This window comes from Caballeronia cordobensis (assembly GCF_001544575.2).
Taxonomy (GTDB): Bacteria; Pseudomonadota; Gammaproteobacteria; order Burkholderiales; family Burkholderiaceae; genus Caballeronia; species Caballeronia cordobensis.
In genome coordinates this window covers 147,644-164,318 of the sequence record NZ_FCNY02000006.1, presented here as the reverse complement: position 1 = coordinate 164,318, position 16,675 = coordinate 147,644, and the positions used below count along the sequence as shown (strand labels likewise).

General features: G+C 63.9%; 11 protein-coding genes. 4 read left to right on the top strand and 7 right to left on the bottom strand.

Features of this window, described 5'->3' with window-relative positions; all coding sequences use genetic code 11:
• Positions 1–232: 232 nt before the first annotated feature.
• Complete coding sequence (locus AWB70_RS13370) at positions 233–5,086, top strand: response regulator (RefSeq protein WP_053571580.1); 4,854 nt, start codon at positions 233–235, stop codon at positions 5,084–5,086.
• A 657-nt stretch (positions 5,087–5,743) separates the two neighbouring features.
• Here AWB70_RS13370 and AWB70_RS13365 read toward each other — a convergent pair.
• Entirely contained in the window at positions 5,744–6,862 is a 1,119-nt protein-coding gene (locus tag AWB70_RS13365; RefSeq protein ID WP_053571581.1) for a 3-deoxy-7-phosphoheptulonate synthase, read from the bottom strand.
• Between the two features lie 167 nt (positions 6,863–7,029).
• Between AWB70_RS13365 and AWB70_RS13360 the strand changes: the two genes are divergently transcribed.
• Both AWB70_RS13360 and AWB70_RS13355 read left to right on the top strand, forming a co-directional pair.
• Positions 7,030–7,704, top strand: coding sequence for an HAD family hydrolase (locus AWB70_RS13360; protein WP_014252666.1), 675 nt, complete (start codon positions 7,030–7,032; stop codon positions 7,702–7,704).
• The gene (locus AWB70_RS13355) at positions 7,682–8,743 is read left to right on the top strand and encodes an aldose epimerase family protein (protein ID WP_053571582.1); all 1,062 of its coding nucleotides are present in this window, start codon (positions 7,682–7,684) and stop codon (positions 8,741–8,743) included. Before AWB70_RS13360 ends, AWB70_RS13355 begins: the two co-directional genes overlap by 23 nt.
• 7 nt (positions 8,744–8,750) lie before the next feature.
• On the opposite strand, the gene AWB70_RS13350 is transcribed toward AWB70_RS13355, so the two are convergent.
• The 6 genes from AWB70_RS13350 to AWB70_RS13325 form a co-directional block, all read right to left on the bottom strand.
• Positions 8,751–9,887 carry a porin gene (locus tag AWB70_RS13350; RefSeq protein ID WP_053571583.1) on the bottom strand — a complete coding sequence of 379 codons (1,137 nt, stop codon included), beginning with the start codon at positions 9,885–9,887 and terminating at the stop codon, positions 8,751–8,753.
• 220 nt (positions 9,888–10,107) lie between these two features.
• Positions 10,108–11,616 (bottom strand): ATP-binding cassette domain-containing protein, encoded by a 1,509-nt coding sequence (locus AWB70_RS13345; RefSeq protein WP_053571584.1) that lies wholly within the window; start codon positions 11,614–11,616, stop codon positions 10,108–10,110.
• The gene (locus AWB70_RS13340) at positions 11,613–12,539 is read right to left on the bottom strand and encodes a branched-chain amino acid ABC transporter permease (RefSeq protein ID WP_053571585.1); all 927 of its coding nucleotides are present in this window, start codon (positions 12,537–12,539) and stop codon (positions 11,613–11,615) included. Before AWB70_RS13340 ends, AWB70_RS13345 begins: the two co-directional genes overlap by 4 nt.
• Positions 12,540–12,541: 2 nt before the next feature.
• Positions 12,542–13,417 carry a branched-chain amino acid ABC transporter permease gene (locus AWB70_RS13335; protein WP_053571586.1) on the bottom strand — a complete coding sequence of 292 codons (876 nt, stop codon included), beginning with the start codon at positions 13,415–13,417 and terminating at the stop codon, positions 12,542–12,544.
• A gap of 46 nt (positions 13,418–13,463) precedes the next feature.
• Positions 13,464–14,729: an ABC transporter substrate-binding protein gene (locus AWB70_RS13330; protein ID WP_014252672.1), complete on the bottom strand. Its 1,266-nt coding sequence runs from the start codon at positions 14,727–14,729 to the stop codon at positions 13,464–13,466.
• A gap of 163 nt (positions 14,730–14,892) precedes the next feature.
• Complete coding sequence (locus tag AWB70_RS13325; RefSeq protein WP_053571587.1) at positions 14,893–15,789, bottom strand: LysR family transcriptional regulator; 897 nt, start codon at positions 15,787–15,789, stop codon at positions 14,893–14,895.
• A 91-nt stretch (positions 15,790–15,880) separates the two neighbouring features.
• On the opposite strand from AWB70_RS13325, the gene AWB70_RS13320 reads away from it, so the two are divergent.
• Positions 15,881–16,657: an NAD(P)H-dependent oxidoreductase gene (locus tag AWB70_RS13320; RefSeq protein ID WP_053571588.1), complete on the top strand. Its 777-nt coding sequence runs from the start codon at positions 15,881–15,883 to the stop codon at positions 16,655–16,657.
• Positions 16,658–16,675 lie beyond the last annotated feature (18 nt).

Sequence of the window (16,675 nt, the reverse complement as noted above, 5' to 3'; positions counted from 1 at the left end):
GCGCGATTCGCCGCATCGATTTCTTTGTCGCCGGGCGTCCCGCAGCGCCTTTAGACACGGGCCTGCCGCGCAAGGCCTGCGCGAACGCAAGCGTTTTCCGTGCGAGAATCCGAGAATCGTTTCGCCCGCCGCAACAGGGGCGCGCCGCGAGATCGATTCGAACCCAACATGGGCGCCGTTGCGCGCCGGAGCGCCGCCCCATCGAGAGACAGGGCGAGGAGATCAAGCGTCGATGAAAGCTGACAATCTGATCGCGGATACGAGGATGAGCGGGCTCGACCCGAGCTTCCTGCTGGGCGGCGGCGAAATGGGCGCGCTCATCCGTGGTTTCGACTGGACGCAAACGTCGCTCGGCACGCCCGCGCACTGGCCGCAAAGTCTGAAGACAGCCATCCGGATCATGCTGACGTCGCGCCAGCCGATCTGGGTCGGCTGGGGCCCCGACCTGCTGTTCTTCTATAACGACGCGTACAAGTCGATCATCGGCGGCAAGCATCCACAGGCGCTCGGCCAGCCGACGTCCGCCGTGTGGCGCGAAATCTGGAGCGAGATCGGCCCGCTGCTGGACACCGCGCTCACGGGCATCGAAGGCACTTATGTCGAGCAAAAGCTCCTCATCATGGAGCGCAACGGCTTTCCGGAGGAAACGTACTACACGTTCTCCTACAGCCCGATTCCCGATGACCGCGGCGGCGCGGGCGGCATCATCTGCGCGAACAGCGACGATACCCAGCGCGTGCTCGGCGAACGGCAGTTGAACGTGCTGCGCGAGCTCGCAGCGTCGGCAACGGATGCCCGCAACTGGCGCGAGGCGTGCGAGCTGTCGATGCAGGCGCTCGAAGGCGCGTCGCGCGACATGCCCTTCGCCCTGCTCTACGCCGCCGAGCCAGGCGGTGCGACGGCGACGCTCGTCGGCCGCTGCGGCATCGAAGCGGGACATCCGGCCGCGCCGCCGGTACTGGATGCGGCGCATGCGCATCCGTGGCCTGTCGCCGACGTGCTGCGCGACAACGAAGCGCGCCTCGTCACCGACCTCGACCCGCGCGTGAGCGCACCGCTGCCGGCAGGCGCATGGCGCACGCCGCCGAACAGCGCGATTCTGCTGCCCATCGCGCCGTCGGGCGAGACGGGCCGCGCCGGCGTGCTGATCGCGGCGCTCAATCCGCACCGGCTCTTCGACGAAAGCTATCGCGCTTTCATGAATCTGGTCGCGAGCCAGATCGGCGCGGCGATCGGCTACGCCCACGCCTACGATGAAGAGCGCCGCCGCGCCGAAGCGCTCGCCGAAATCGACCGCGCGAAAACCACGTTCTTCTCCAACATCAGTCACGAGTTCAGGACGCCGCTCACGCTGATGCTCGGTCCGCTGGAAGAACTGCTGGCGAGCCCCGAGCGCATCGGCCGCGAGGATGTGCGCATCGTCGAGATCATGCATCGCAACGGCTTGCGGCTGCTCAAGCTCGTGAACGCGCTGCTCGACTTTTCGCGCATCGAGGCGGGGCGCATCGAGATGCATCGCCAGCCGACCGATCTCGCCGTGTTCACCGCCGAGCTCGCGTCGCTCTTTCGCTCGGCGATCGAAACGGCTGGCCTGCGTCTCGAGATCGACGTTCCGCCGACACCCGTGATCGCGGACATCGACCGCGACATGTGGGAAAAGATTGTCATGAACCTGCTGTCGAACGCGTTCAAATTCACGTTCGATGGCGCGATCCGCATTGCGTTGCGCGCGAACGCCGATGGCATCGAGCTGTGCGTGCGCGATACCGGCATCGGCATTCCTGAAGACGAACTCTCGCGCGTGTTCGAGCGCTTTCACCGCGTCGCGGGCGCGGCGGGACGTTCGGTCGAAGGCAGCGGCATCGGCCTCGCGATGGTGCAGGAACTCGTGAAGCTGCACGGCGGCTCGATCCGCGTGCAAAGCACGCTCGGCGACGGCGCGTGCTTCACGATCGCGCTGCCCGCGCCGGCCGGGCTCGCCAGCGCGGAACACGGCGCGCCGCACGCTGAGGCGAGCGTGCGCGCGCGCTCATATGTCGATGCCGCCATGCGCTGGATGCCCGATGCGCGCGCGCCGTCCGACCTCGAGAGCGAGGACGACGCGTCGCTCGGCGTGAGCGCCGCCGACGAGCCCGCGCCGCCCGGCGCGACGCCCGGCCGCGTGCTGATCGTCGATGACAACGCCGATCTGCGCGACTACATGCGGCGCATGCTCGCCGCGGTGGGTCACGACGTGAGCGTCGCCGCCGATGGCGAAGCCGCCCTCGCGATGGCGCGTGAAGTGCGCCCGGAAGTGATCGTCTCCGACGTGATGATGCCGCGCCTCGATGGCTTCGGGCTGCTCGCCGCGCTGCGCGAAGACGAGGTGCTGCGCGAGACGCCGGTCGTGCTGCTCTCGGCGCGCGCGGGCGAGGAAGCGCGCGTGGGCGGCCTCGAAGCCGGCGCGGACGATTATCTGACCAAGCCGTTTTCCGGGCGCGAGCTGCTGGCGCGCGTGGCGAGCAATCTGCGGCTCGCGCGCTTGCGTCACGCGACGGAACAGAAGCTGCGCGACGAATCGCGCACGCTGGAGATTCTCAATCGCGTCGGCACGACGGTCGCGGGCGAGCTCGAACTGAGCCGCGCGGTGCAGGTCGTCGTCGATGCCGCGACCGAACTGACAGGCGCCGCATTCGGCTCGTTCTTCTACAACGTGCTCGACGACAAGGGCGGCCGCTACACGCTTTACACGCTGTCGGGCGTGCCGAAGGACACGTTCTCGAAGTTTCCGATGCCGCGCAACACCGCCGTGTTCGGGCCGACGTTCGAAGGTGTCGGCATCGTGCGCTCGGACGACATCACGAAAGATCCGCGCTACGGTCACAACTCACCGCATCACGGCATGCCGAAGGGCCATCTCGCCGTGTGCAGCTATCTCGCCGCGCCCGTGGTTTCGCGTACCGGCGAGGTGCTCGGCGGGCTGTTCTTCGGGCATCCGGAGCCGGCGGTCTTCAACGAGCGCGCGGAGCGCATCGTGACGGGCATCGCATCGCAGGCGGCGATCGCCATCGACAACGCGCGTCTCTTTCAGGCCGCGCAGAGCGAGATCGCCGAACGCACGAAGGCGCAGGACGCGCTGCGCGATCTGAACGAAACGCTGGAACGCCGCGTGGCCGATGCCGTCGCGGACCGCGACCGTCTGTGGGAGTTGAGCGAAGACCTCTTCTACGTTGCGAGCTTCGAGGGTGCACTGTTGCGCGTGAGCCCTTCATGGACGAATCTGCTCGGCCTCGATTTTCAGCGCCTGCATTCGCATACGGTGATGGACCTCGTGCATCCCGACGATGCGCGCGCCGCGGCCGCCGCGCTCGACAAGCTGCGCGTGAGCGGCCTTCCTGTGCGCTACGAATGCCGGCTCTCCCGCGCCGCGGGCGGCTGGCGCTGGATCGCGTGGACGGTGTCGCTCGATCCGCGCACGCGGCGCATCCACGGCGTGGGCCGCGATGTCACCGCTGACCACGAAACTGCCGACGCGCTGCATCACGCGGAAGAAGCGTTGCGCATGGCGCAGAAGATGGAAGCGATCGGCAAGCTGACGGGCGGCGTCGCGCATGACTTCAACAATCTGCTGCAGGTCATCGGCGGCAATCTGCAATTGCTCGCGAAGGACGTCGCCGGACAGGACAAGCCCGAACAGCGCGTGAAGAGCGCGCTCGCAGGCGTCGCACGCGGAGCGAATCTCGCTTCGCAACTGCTCGCATTCGGGCGGCGTCAGCCGCTCGCGCCGAAGGTGGTCAATCTGGGGCGCTTCGTGCGCGGCCTCGACGACATGTTCCGCCGCGCGCTCGGCGATGGCATCGAGATCGAAACGGTGGTGTCGGGCGGCTTGTGGAATACGCTCGTCGATCCGTTTCAGGTCGAGAACGCGCTGCTCAATCTCGCGATCAATGCGCGCGACGCGATGACCGGTCACGGCAAGCTCACTATTGAAGCGGGCAATGCATCGCTCGACGAAGCCTACGCGATGCGCAACGCCGATGTCTCGCCGGGTCAGTACGTGATGGTCGCCGTGACCGACACGGGCTCGGGCATGTCGCCCGAAGTGCAGGAGCGCGCGTTCGAGCCGTTCTTCACGACCAAGCGCGAGGGCCAGGGCACGGGCCTCGGCCTCTCGATGGTGTACGGCTTCGTCAAGCAATCGGGCGGGCATGTAAAGGTGTATAGCGAACAGGGACACGGCACGACGGTGCGCGTCTATCTGCCGCGCGCGCGTGCGGAAGAGGATCTGGAAACGAACATCGATGCCGGTCCGGCGAAGGGCGGCAGCGAGACCATTCTCGTCGTCGAGGACGATGAGGAAGTACGCGCGACGGTCGTCGAGCTGCTCGCCGATCTCGGCTATCGCGTGCTGCGCGCGAAAGATGCGCAAAGCGCGCTGGCGATCGTCGAGAGCGGCGTGCCGGTCGATCTGCTTTTCACCGATGTCGTGATGCCCGGACCGTTACGCAGCACGGAGCTTGCGCGGAAGGCGCGCGAGCGGGTGCCGGGTATCGCGGTGCTGTTCACATCGGGTTATACCGATAACGCGATCGTGCATGCGGGGCGGCTCGACGAAGGCATCGATCTGTTGAGCAAGCCTTATACGCATGAGGCGCTGGCGCGCAAGGTCAGGCTCGTGTTGGGGCAACGCGTTCCGGTGGCGGTCGATGCGAGCGTGCCCGACGTCGCGCAGGATGATGCGCTTTCGCGCATGCGTGTGCTGTTTGTGGAAGACAACGAGCTTGTGCGTGCGAGCACTGCGGAATTGTTGCGCACGTTTGGGCTCGATCTCGTGGATGCTGGGGGTTTCGATGAAGCTATCGGCTTGTTGCGCGAGCAGCGGTATGACTTGCTGCTGACTGATGTCGATCTTGCGGGGCAATCGGGGGTCGAGTTGGCCATTGCCGCTTGTCGCGAGACGCCGGGGTTGGGGGTCGTGTTCGTGACGGGTTATGAGCTCGCGCTCAGCGAGGATCAACGGAAGGCTTTGCCGAAAGCTGTGCAGTTGAGGAAGCCTTTTGATCCGCTTGCTTTGATTAATGCTTTGAATTTGGCGGGGGGGAGGTAGGGGGTTTGTTGTTTTTTTTGCTTGCTTGCGCTGAGGGGAATCCTGTTTTGTTGTTGGTCTATTAGCACTGCCCCTCCCCGGGGCGGGGGTAACTTTCTTTGCTGCTGCAAAGAAAGTCACCAAAGAAAGCAGCTTCTCACCGCCCGCGGTCACACGCACGTTGGCCATTTTTCTCCTCGGGGAACGGCCCTCGCCTAACGAGTGCCCCCATAGGCCCAACCGGGCTTGGATCGCGCACGATCCGTCACATCGCGCCACTTAATGGCTTGGTACAGCCATTTCAAGTTCCGGCCCGCTTCGCGGCCGATGGGTTAATCGGGTGCGCGAGTGCACTCGTGTTCGTTGGTTTCCCTCGCATACCCAGCGGCAGCGCGTAGCGCTGTGCCGAAGCTATTTCGTGCTGAACCAGTGCGCTTCGCGCACTGGTTTGTCAGACCGTGTGCGATCCAAGCCCGATTGGGCCTATGGGGGCACTCTTTAGGCGAGGGCCGTTCCCCGAGGAGAAGAGTGGCCAACGTGCGTGTGACCGCGGGCGGTGAGAAAGCTGCTTTCTTTGGTGACTTTCTTTGCAGCAGCAAAGAAAGTTACCCCCGCCCCGGGGAGGGGCAGTGCTAATAAACCGACACGAATACGGGATCCGGCAAAAAAACAAAAACCTCACACCCCCCGCCGCTTCCTAACAGCCCCAGCAAGCAACTCAAGCACAGGCTCACTCTGAGCCCACCCAAGACATGCATCGGTAATCGACACACCGCGTCGCAAAGCCACGCCAGGCTTCAAATCCTGCCGCCCTTCTTCCAGATGACTCTCGATCATCACACCGGTAATGCGGCGCTCCCCCGCTTCAAGCTGCCGCGCAATATCCTCAGCAACCTCCACCTGCCGCAGATGCGACTTGTTCGAATTCGCATGCGAGCAATCGATCATCACCTGCTCGCGCTGTCCGAGCGTACCGAGCGCGCCGCACGCCGCCGCGACGCTCGCGGCATCGTAGTTCGGTCCGCGCGTGCCGCCGCGCAAAATGACGTGGCAGTCGTCGTTGCCGCGCGTCTCGAAGATCGCCGCCATGCCCATCTTCGTCATGCCCATGAACGCGTGGCTCGCGCGCGCCGCGACGATCGCGTCCGCCGCCACTTGCACGCCGCCATCGGTGCCATTCTTGAAGCCGATCGGACAAGAAAGCCCCGATGCCAGTTGCCGGTGGCTCTGGCTCTCGGTCGTGCGCGCGCCGATCGCGCCCCACGCGATCAGATCGGCAATGTACTGCGGGCTCAGCAGATCGAGAAACTCGGTCGCGGTCGGCAAGCCAAGGCCGCTGATGTCGAGCAAAAGTTCGCGCGCGCGGCGCAGGCCTTCGTTGATGCGGAAGCTGCCGTCCAGACGCGGATCGTTGATATAGCCCTTCCAGCCGACCGTCGTGCGCGGCTTCTCGAAGTACACGCGCATCACGATGAAAAGATCGTCGCGCAGCCGGTCCGCGACGGCTTTCAGGCGCTGCGCGTATTCCATCGCCTGATCGTGATCGTGAATGGAACACGGGCCGACTACGACGACGAGCCTGTCGTCGCGGCCGTGAAGAATATTCGCGATATGCGCGCGGCTCTCTTCGACGAGCGTCTGCACGCCAGGCGTGACGGGCAGTTCGTCGAGCAGGAGCGCGGGCGAAATCAACGGGCGCACCGCGCCGATGCGCGTGTCGTCGATGCGGGTCGTGTCTTGCGTGGAATCGGCCACGCCTGCCTCCTGATCGCGGGAGGGATTGTCGATGCGGGTCAAGATAGGCTCCGTGATGCGTGATTGATGCAAAATACAGGGACTTTATGCGCGTTTTCCGCGCGCTAAGGGCGCTTCGGCGCAAACATCGATTATCGCATTTGCGGCCTCGCGCGCGCTCGATCGTGCGTATGATGATGTCCATACGACACACTCGAATGGAGCCTGCCATGCGCATCGAAACATCGTTTCTGTTCGACCTCGACGGCACGCTCGTCGATAGCGTCTATCAACACGTGCTGGCATGGAAGGAAGCGCTCGACGCCGAAGGCATCGAGCTTTCCGTGTGGCGCATCCATCGCAAGATCGGCATGAGTGGCGGCCTCTTCACCAATCAGTTGCTGCGCGAAACGCACGGTGAAATCAGCGCGGATCGCGTCGAGCATCTGCGTCAGTTGCATGCGGAGGCGTACAAGCGTTTGCGGGCGCAAGTGTGTCCGCTGCCGGGGGCGCGCGAGTTGCTCGAAGCGCTCACGAACGCCGGCACGCGCTGGGCCATCGCGACGAGCGGCCGCATGGAAACCGCGCAGGTGAATCTCGAAGCACTGGGCGTCGATCCGGCGAAGCAGGTGGTCGTCACGCGCGACATGGTGAAGTACGCGAAGCCCGATCCCGATCTGTTCCTCGCCGCCGCCGCGCGCCTGAACGTGCCGATCGAAAATACGGTCGTCGTCGGCGACAGCATCTGGGACATGCTGGCCGCGCGGCGCTGCCGCTCGCTCGGCGTCGGCCTGCTATCGGGCGGATACGGCAGCGACGAACTCGAACGCTCCGGCGCGCTGCGCGTCTATGAAGATCCCGCCGATCTTTTGCTGCATCTCGATGAAGTCGCCGCGCGGCCATGAGATCATCGCAAGCATGACGACATCTTCCATCGACGTGCGCCCGTGGGGCGACGTGCATCTCTACACGCTGCGCAATGCATCGGGCATGCGCGTGGCGATCAGCGATCTCGGCGCGACGCTCGTGTCATGGCTCGCGCCGGATCGCGAAGGCCGTTTCGCCGATATCCTGCTCGGCCACGACACGCCCGAGCAATATCGCAACGGCAGCGCGTTCCTGGGCGCGATCATCGGGCGCTGGGCCAACCGCATCCGCGATGGGCGCTTCGTGCTCGATGGGGTCGCTTATCAGGTCGAGCGCAACGAAGGCGCGAATCATCTGCATGGCGGTGCGGAAGGCTTTCATCGGCAGATGTGGCATGCGGAGATGCATGACGGCGCGCTCGTCATGACGCTGCATTCGCCCGCGGGCGCGGCGGGGTTTCCCGGCAATCTGAGCGTGACCGTGCGCTATGCGCTCGCCGATGACGGCACGCTTTCCATCGACTACACCGCGCGCACCGATGCGGCAACGCCCGTCAATCTGACGAACCATGCGTACTTCAATCTGGGCGAAGACGCGAGCATACGCGAGCATGAAATTTCGATCGCCGCCGATACGTACTTCGCGATCGATGCATTATCGATTCCTGTCGCGCGCGAAGACGTGACGAACACAGTGTTCGATTTACGCGAGCCCGCATCGATCGGAGCGAGGCTCGAAACGTCGAACGCGCAGTTCGCCATCGCGGGCGGCTTCGATCATTGCTATGCATTGGGCGACGACGATGCGAGCGAGCCGCGCCACGTAGCGCTGCTGTTCGATCCATCGAGCGGACGCGAACTGAGCGTCTCGACCGACGCGCGCGGCCTGCAGTTTTACTCGGGAAATTACCTGGAAGGTGTGCCCGCGCGCAATGGGGCGCGCTATCGCAAGCAGGCGGGGCTATGTCTCGAAGCGGGCGGATTTCCGAACGAGATCAACATGGACGGCGAGCGCGCCATCCTGCGTCCTGGCGACGTGTATCGTCAGCGCACGCGCTATACGCTGCGCGTGCGCTGACGCGCGATCAGAAGAGGTTGCGCAAGCCGATCGATACGCCGGTCTGATTCGAGCGGCCCGGCAATTCGACGTCGCCCGCGCCCGTGACCTTGTTGAAGTCCACGGTGCCGTAGACTTCGGTGCGCTTCGAGAGCGCGTACTCCGCAAGCGCGACGCCCGTGTAGCGATTGCCGCTGCCCGTCGCGCCGCCGCCAATGGCCGCGTTCTTCATGTGGTCGTAGTAGAACGCGCCCGTGAGCAGGAGCGCGGGCGTGACCTGATACGTGATGCCCGCGAACGGACCGTCGTCGCGGCGGCCCGAGCCCTTCTGGATGTCCGTGCCCGCAACGAGGCCGCGCTGCTGCAGGATGCTGTCGACGAAGCCGGTGTCGTCCGTCGAATGCAGATAGCCCGCGTACAGCTTCGCCGGTCCGATCGTATAAACGAGGTTGGCGTTCCAGATCTTCTGCTTGTTCGACGAGTTGTCGCTGTTCTGCTGATAGCCGCCGCCGATCGAAAGCGGGCCCATCGCATACGAAGCCGTGAAGCCGTACATGTTGCCCGCGCCCAGATGGCCCGGCACTTGTCCCGAGAAACCGCCCGCGCCCGTCGCCGTGTAGTTCGTGCCGAACGAATACATCGCACCAATGGTGAGGCCCGCGAACGTGCCGTTGTACTTCACGGCGTTATCCGCATACAGGCCCGCGCCGAGCGCAACCGGCAGCCATGCATTCTCGAAGTAATTGCCGACGGTGAGCGGGTCATACGTATCGCCCAGCATGTCGAAGAGCGGCGTCTTCTGGCGGCCGAGCGTCAGCGTGCCATAGTGGCTCGCGAGACCCACGTAGGCAGCGCGATTGAATGCGCGCGAAGGATCGGCGAACTGGCCATTCTCCAGCTCCACGCCGCTTTCCAGGCGGAAAATCGCCTGCAGCCCGCCGCCGAGATCTTCGGCGCCCTTCAGGCCGAAACGGCTATTGGTGATCGCGCCGTTCGTCATGAACAGCTTGCCGTCGTTATTGGCGTTGGCGTTCGTCAGATAGCGCACGCTCACGTCGGCGACGCCGTAGAGCGTGACCGAGCTTTGCGCGAATGCGGACTGGCAGGCGAGCGCGATGACCGATGCGCCGATGCCGGCAACGGCGCGCGATGCGATTGTCTTCATGATGTGTAGGACGCGTTCAATTATGAGCGATTATTTTTATGAGCTTCGATGCGTCGCCTTACGGTTCATCGTTCGTGAGCGAAGAACGCATTCGGCTTACGCATGAATGCACGCGGTTTTAACACATCCAATATCGGAATGCGCGATTCGGTGCAACACCGTGTGGTGTTTTACGCAACAGCGGCGGATGTTTAGCGGCGGCGCATGCGATTCAGCCGATTCAAACGCGCGCCTGCACGGGTTCCGACGGCACCGCTTCGAGAAACCCGCGGCCCATCTCCTTCTCGAAGCGCGCCGGACTGCCTTCCCACACGATGCGCGCATGCTCCAGCACATACACGCGGTCCGCATGCGGCAGTGCAAAAGTCACGTTCTGCTCGCCCAGCAGCACGGTGATCGGCGTGGTCTTCTGCATCAGTTCCATCGCCTTCGAGAGTTGTTCGAGAATGACCGGTGCGAGGCCGAGCGTGGGTTCGTCGAGGATGAGAAGTTTCGGCTGCATCATCAGCGCGCGGGCGATGGCAAGCATCTGTTGCTCGCCGCCGGATAGCGTGCGCGCGGTCTGCGCCTGGCGTGATTCGAGAATCGGAAAGAGTTCGAAGAGCCACGCGAGCTGATCGGCGCGCAGGGTGTCGGAGAGATGATAGCCGCCGAGATCGAGATTCTCGCGCACGGTCATGTCGCCGAAAAGCTCGCGCGTTTCGGGACATTGCACGATGCCCGCGCGCGCGATGGCAGCGCCCGTCATGCCCTTCAGGTCCCGCGCGCCGTAGCGGATGGCGCCTTCATACGGCACGAGCCCCGAGATCGCATTGAAGAGCGTGGTCTTGCCCGCGCCGTTCAGTCCGACGACCGACACGAACTCGCCCTCGCGCACATGCATGTCCACGCCTTCGAGCGCGCGCGCCTTGCCGTAGAGCACGCCGACGTTCTCGACCTGAAGTATCGACGGCCTGTTGTTGATCTCGACTTCCGCGCCGCGCTCGCGCGCCTCGATCTTGCCGCCGAGATACACGCGCCGCACGGTCTCGTTCTTCATCACCTCGTCGGCGGTGCCTTCGGCGACATACTCGCCGAGATACATCGCGAGCACGCGGTCAGCGAGCGCCGCAAGACTCTTCACGTTGTGATCGACGAGCAGCACCGCGCGCCCTTCCGCGCGAAAGCCGCGAATCAGTTCGGAGAACATCTCCGATTCGGCGGCGGTGAGACCCGCGAAGGGTTCGTCGACGAGCACGACACGCGGATCGCGCGCGATCGCTTTGGCCATCTCCATGCGGCGCAGGTCGGCGAAAGGCAGCGTCGCCGGATGACGATGCATCACGCGGGCGAGGCCCACGCGCTCGGCAATTTCGCGCGCGCGGCGATTCACGTGCGGATCGGCGGCGAGCTTCACGAGCGAATCCGGCAGCAGCGCGAGCTTGATGTGTTCGAGCACCGTCTGCCGATGCAGCGGCCGCGAATGCTGAAACACGATACCCACGCCCGCACGCGCGATGCGATGCGGCAGCCAGCCCGCCATCTCGACATCATCCACCTTGATCGACCCGGCGTTCGGACGCTCGATGCCCATGATGAGCTTCATCACCGTCGACTTGCCCGAGCCGTTCGGGCCGATCAGGCCGAGTATTTCTCCGGGCCGGATATCGAAGCCGATATCCTTCACCGCGACAAGGCCGCCGAAGCGCTTCGTCAGCCCGCGCACGGAGAGCAACGGAGATGCGTTCATTCGCGTTCCCTCACGCGCAGGATGTTGCCGAGCAATCCATCGGGAAAGAACAGGATGACCGCGAGCGCGACGGCCGCGACCACGAACGTGTTGATCTGCCCGAGCGGACGCAGGAATTCGCCCGCGACGATGAGAAATATGGAACCGAGCACGGCGCCGAGTATCGTGCGCCTGCCGCCGAGCACCGCCGCGATGATGATCTGCACGCCGATGCCGATATCGACCACCGTGCTTACCGACGCCGTGCCCTGATAGAACACGAGCATCGCGCCCGCGACGCCCGAGAACACCGCGCTGATGCAGAACGCCGCGAGCTTGTGCTTCACGACGTTGAAGCCGAGCGCCTGCGCGCCGACGGTGTCCTGGCCGCTCGCCTGCAGGATGAGGCCGATCGCCGAGCGCGACAGCCCGAAGAGAATGACCGCGCAGACGATTAGGAAGGCGAGCGCGATCCAGTAGTTGTGGTCCGCATCGACGGACAGGACATCGGGCACCATCATGCCGATCTCGCCGCCCGTGATGCCCGCGAAAATCACGATCGCGTTCTGCAACAGCAGCACGGCAACGAGCGTGACGAGGCCGAAATACGGCCCGCGCAGGCGCAACGCGGGCACCGCGAGCAGCAGGCCGCCGACGAGCGCGACGAGCCCGCCCGCCATCACGCATACCGGTATCGGGGCGGCGGCGTGCGCATTGAGTATCGCCGCGGAATATGCGCCGAGTCCGATCAGGAACGTCGGGCCGAAGTTGACTTCGCCCGCGAAACCGAAGAGCAAGTCCCACGACATGGCGAAGACGCCGAAGTAATAGGCGACCGTGAGCACGCCGAGAATGTAGCCGGTGAGCCACCACGGCAGCGTCGCGGCGACGACCGCGAGCAGCACCGCGATCCAGATCGCACGCGAGCGAACGATGTCTTTCATGATCAGCGCCGTCCGAGAAAGCCTTGCGGCCGCACGTACACGACGAGCACGAGCAACAGCAGCGCGGGCAGCGGCCGCAGCGTCGGCGAGATGAGATACGCGGTGACGGTCTCCAGATAACCGACCACATACGCGGCCATCAGCGAACCCGACACGCTGCCGAGACCGCCCAGCACGACGATGGAAAACGCACTCGCCGTAAGCTGTCCCGTGTTGTTCGTGCTCACGCCGAGAAACGATGCGAGCAGCACGCCAGCGATGCCGGCAAGCACGCCGTAGATCGTCCACGCAAGCAGATAGATGCGCGAGAGCTCGAAGCCGAGCAGCGTGAGGCCGCGCGGATTCATCGACGCCGCGAGCAGCGCCTTGCCCGCCTTCGTGCGATTCACGAAGAGCCACAACAAGCCGATGACCACCCAGCACACCACGGCGATCATGATCTCGTTGTACGGCACGCGCACGCCCGCGATGCTCGCGACGCCGGGGATCAGCGGGCGCATCGTGATCGGGTTATCGGAGAACAGATACGCCATGCCCTGCTGGATCATGATGCCCCACAGCAGCGTGCCCGTGAGCACGAAGATTTCCTTCTCTTCGCGCGGAATCGCGGTGGAACGCTGAATGGGCCGCACCACCATGAAATACGTGATGAAGGCGGCCCCCATGCCGCAGAGCACACCGAGCGGCGTGCCGAGATACGTGCCCAGTTCCGCTTCGCCGGCCAGCGCCCAGCCGAGCAGCGCGGCGATCAGCATCACGCCGCCGTGCGCGAGATTGAGCACGCCGGATACGCCGAATATCAGCGTGAAGCCGATCGCGCCGAGTCCGTAGAGCGAACTGATCGCGAAACCGTCGATGAGTATCTGCAATGGCAACATAGGCGGCCCTCGAATGGTCAGCCTGAAACGCACTCACGCGATACACCTAGTTCGCGGCCGCTTGCACCTTCACGAAAGCGGGAAACTTGACCTTCGCGTTCGCCACCGACTTAGGCCAGATCGCCACCTGCTTGCCGTTCTGCCATTGCAGATTGATGCCGGTGATATACCCTTCGCCGTACTTCAACGCGTGCGTGAACTGATCGCTCTTGCCATAGAACTGCCAGCGCCCGATCGTGCCGACGTAATCGGTCTTCTCGAGCGCATCGACCATCTTGTCGGGATCGGTCGAGCCTTGGTTGCGATGAATCGCATCCGCGATGATGTACACGAGGTCATAGCTCGTAAAGCCGTCATAAGCAGGCGATACGCCGTTGAAGTGCTTCTGATACGACTCGACGAAAGGCACGGTCTTCGGCGTCATCGCGACGCCGGGCGCCGCGGCCGATGCGGTGATCACGCCTTCGGTCGCGCCGTTGGTGTCCTTCCAGAAGCTCGTCGTCGTGGCTTGCGAACTCTGGCCCGTCATGGGAATCGGCACTTGCTGATCGTGCCATTGCACGGTGGGCTGAACGCCGACATGACTGATGCCCGTCGTGATCGTGTCCGGATGCTTCGCTTCGATCTGATTGAAGATCGGCGTGAAGTCGGAGGTGTCCGGATTGAAGCGGATATGATCCAGCACCTTCAAGCCCGCTTTCGGCAGGCATTCGAGGAAGCGTTCGTCGAGCGGCTTCGTCCACGCGGCGTCTTCGCTCATTACCACGGTCGTCTTCATCTTGAACTCGCCGACGAGCACGTCATGCGAGAAATCGCAGATGGATTGCGCGATGAACGCCGATGTCATCCAGCCGTGGAACGTGTACTTGTAATGATCGTAGTCGTCGTGCACGCGCTTCGAAATTTCGTTGCTGGCCGCGCCCGGCGTGATGAACGGCATCTTCAGGCGCGCGGACCACGGCTCCATGGCGAGCGCGACTTCACTAATATAGCTGCCGATGATTGCGACCACCTTGTCCTGACTCGCCGCGCGCTGAAACGCGCGCACGCCGTCCGACGCCGAGGAATGGTCGTCATACGCGATGATCTGGATGGGCCTGCCGTCGACGCCGCCCTTCGCGTTGATCTCTTCCGCCGCGAGCTGCGCGGCCTTGCTGATGGAAGCGCCCGCGACCGCGGACTCTTCGCTGATGACGCCGATCTTGATCGGCTCTCCTGCTGCGTTCGCCGTGGCCGAGAGGCCAAGTCCAGCCATCGCCATGCCCGTTGCGATGACGGTGCTCACTCCCCGCCACGACTTGCGTTTTGACATCATCAGTCTCCCTTTTTTAATCGATCGTGGAGTGACGCAGCCAAGCACATGCAGCAATTAAGGATTTGCCGACAAACAGTAGCACTCGCTTTTAGCGCACTGAATCGGTAATAACGCGATAAAGACGATCATGCGAAAACATCATGAATTAGGCACTATTCTTTCAAACGGCTTGCGCAATGAATTCACGTAGCCATCGATGCGCGGGGTCGCGATGCACGCGTTCATGCCAGTACATCGACATCTCGTAGCCGGGCACATCGATGGGCGGCGCGACGCCGCGTAGCTCGGGCCAGTGCTTCACGAGCCGCAAGGGCTGCATCGAAACGAGATCGGTCGTGGCGAGCACGGAGCGCACGAAGAGGAAATGCGGCACCGAGAGCGCGACGCGCCGCTTCATGCCGAGCGCGGCGAGCGTCTCATCGGTGGGTCCGAAAAAGCCGCCGCCATCGGGCGATACGATCACATGCTCCAGCGCGCAGAACTGCGCGAGCGTTGGCCGCCGCTTCAGGCGCGGATGATCCTTGCGCCCCACGAGCGCATAGCTTTCCGTGAAGAGCGGCTGCTGATGAAAGTTATCGGCGTCCGGCGACGTGATGTGAAACGCCAGATCGATCTCGCCCTGCTCCGCCTGCTTCGCGAGACGCGGCGGATTGATCTCCAGCACCGCGATGCGCGTATGCGGCGCGGCGGCCCGCAGGCCGCCCAGCGCGGGCAGGAGCACGGTGGATTCGCTGTAGTCCGTCGCGGCGATGCGCCATGTGTCGTCGGCGGTGGCGGGATCGAATGCCGGCTCGGACGACACCGCGCGTTCGAGCGACGCCAGCGCATCGCGCAGCGGCTCGCGCAGGCTCTCGGCGCGCGCCGTGGGCCGCATGCCGCGCGGTCCCGGCAACAGCAAGGGATCGCCGAAGATATCGCGCAGTTTCGCGAGATGCACGCTTACCGAAGGCTGCGAAAAATGAAGCCGCTCGGCGGCGCGCGTGACATTCTGCTCGGCGAGCAATACGTCGAGCGTCACGAGCAGATTGAGATCCAGCCGCCTCAAGTTATTAGCCATGATAATTCCTGCAATTCTAGATATTCATTTCCAATATACCCGACGAGTCTCTATGCTGGCCTCCATTCCCGAAACGAAGTGGAGAAGCCTCATGAAAGTCCTGATCGTCTATGCCCATCCCGAACGCCGCTCGCTGAACGGCGCACTCAACGATTTCACCGTCGAACGCCTGCGCGCGAACGGCCATGACGTGCAAGTCTCCGACCTGTACGCGATGAACTGGAAAGCCCAGATCGATGCGAGCGATGTCCGCGACCGCAGCACCGACGCGCCCTTTCACGCGGCGCTCGACTCGAAGCACGCGTTCGAGAACGGCCTGCAAAGCCGCGATATCGAAATCGAACAGGACAAGCTGCGCTGGGCCGATGCCCTGATCCTGCAATTTCCGATGTGGTGGTTCTCGATGCCCGCGATCATGAAAGGCTGGGTGGAACGCGTGTACGCTTATGGCTTCGGCTATGGCGTGGGCGAGCATTCGGACGCGCACTGGGGCGACCGTTACGGCGAAGGCGTCATGGCGGGCAAGCGCGCGATGATCGTCGTGACCACCGGCGGCTGGGAATCGCACTACGGTTCGCGCGGCATCAACGGACCGATCGAAGATGTGCTGTTTCCGATCCAGCACGGCGTGCTCTTTTATCCCGGCTTCGACGTGCTGCCGCCCTTCGTCGTCTATCAAACGAACCACGTGGACGACGCGCGGCTCGACACGATCCGCGGCGCGCTCGGCGAGCGTCTCGACCGCCTCTGGGACGACGCGCCAATCGCATTTCGCAAGCAGAATCACGGCGATTACGCGATTCCGCAGCTTACGTTGCGCGAAGAACTCGCGTCCGGTCAGACGGGTTTCGCGGCGCACATCGGCTGAAGCGAAACACAAAACGCG

Bases quoted from the DNA above. Each gene is read 5' to 3' on its own strand.
- AWB70_RS13370 (WP_053571580.1), top strand. From the start codon at position 233: ATGAAAGCTGACAATCTGATCGCGGATACGAGGATGAGCGGGCTCGAC.
- AWB70_RS13360 (WP_014252666.1), top strand. From the start codon at position 7,030: ATGCGCATCGAAACATCGTTTCTGTTCGACCTCGACGGCACGCTCGTC.
- AWB70_RS13355 (WP_053571582.1), top strand. From the start codon at position 7,682: ATGAAGTCGCCGCGCGGCCATGAGATCATCGCAAGCATGACGACATCT.
- AWB70_RS13350 (WP_053571583.1), bottom strand. From the start codon at position 9,887: ATGAAGACAATCGCATCGCGCGCCGTTGCCGGCATCGGCGCATCGGTC.
- AWB70_RS13345 (WP_053571584.1), bottom strand. From the start codon at position 11,616: ATGAACGCATCTCCGTTGCTCTCCGTGCGCGGGCTGACGAAGCGCTTC.
- AWB70_RS13340 (WP_053571585.1), bottom strand. From the start codon at position 12,539: ATGAAAGACATCGTTCGCTCGCGTGCGATCTGGATCGCGGTGCTGCTC.
- AWB70_RS13335 (WP_053571586.1), bottom strand. From the start codon at position 13,417: ATGTTGCCATTGCAGATACTCATCGACGGTTTCGCGATCAGTTCGCTC.
- AWB70_RS13330 (WP_014252672.1), bottom strand. From the start codon at position 14,729: ATGTCAAAACGCAAGTCGTGGCGGGGAGTGAGCACCGTCATCGCAACG.
- AWB70_RS13325 (WP_053571587.1), bottom strand. From the start codon at position 15,789: ATGGCTAATAACTTGAGGCGGCTGGATCTCAATCTGCTCGTGACGCTC.
- AWB70_RS13320 (WP_053571588.1), top strand. From the start codon at position 15,881: ATGAAAGTCCTGATCGTCTATGCCCATCCCGAACGCCGCTCGCTGAAC.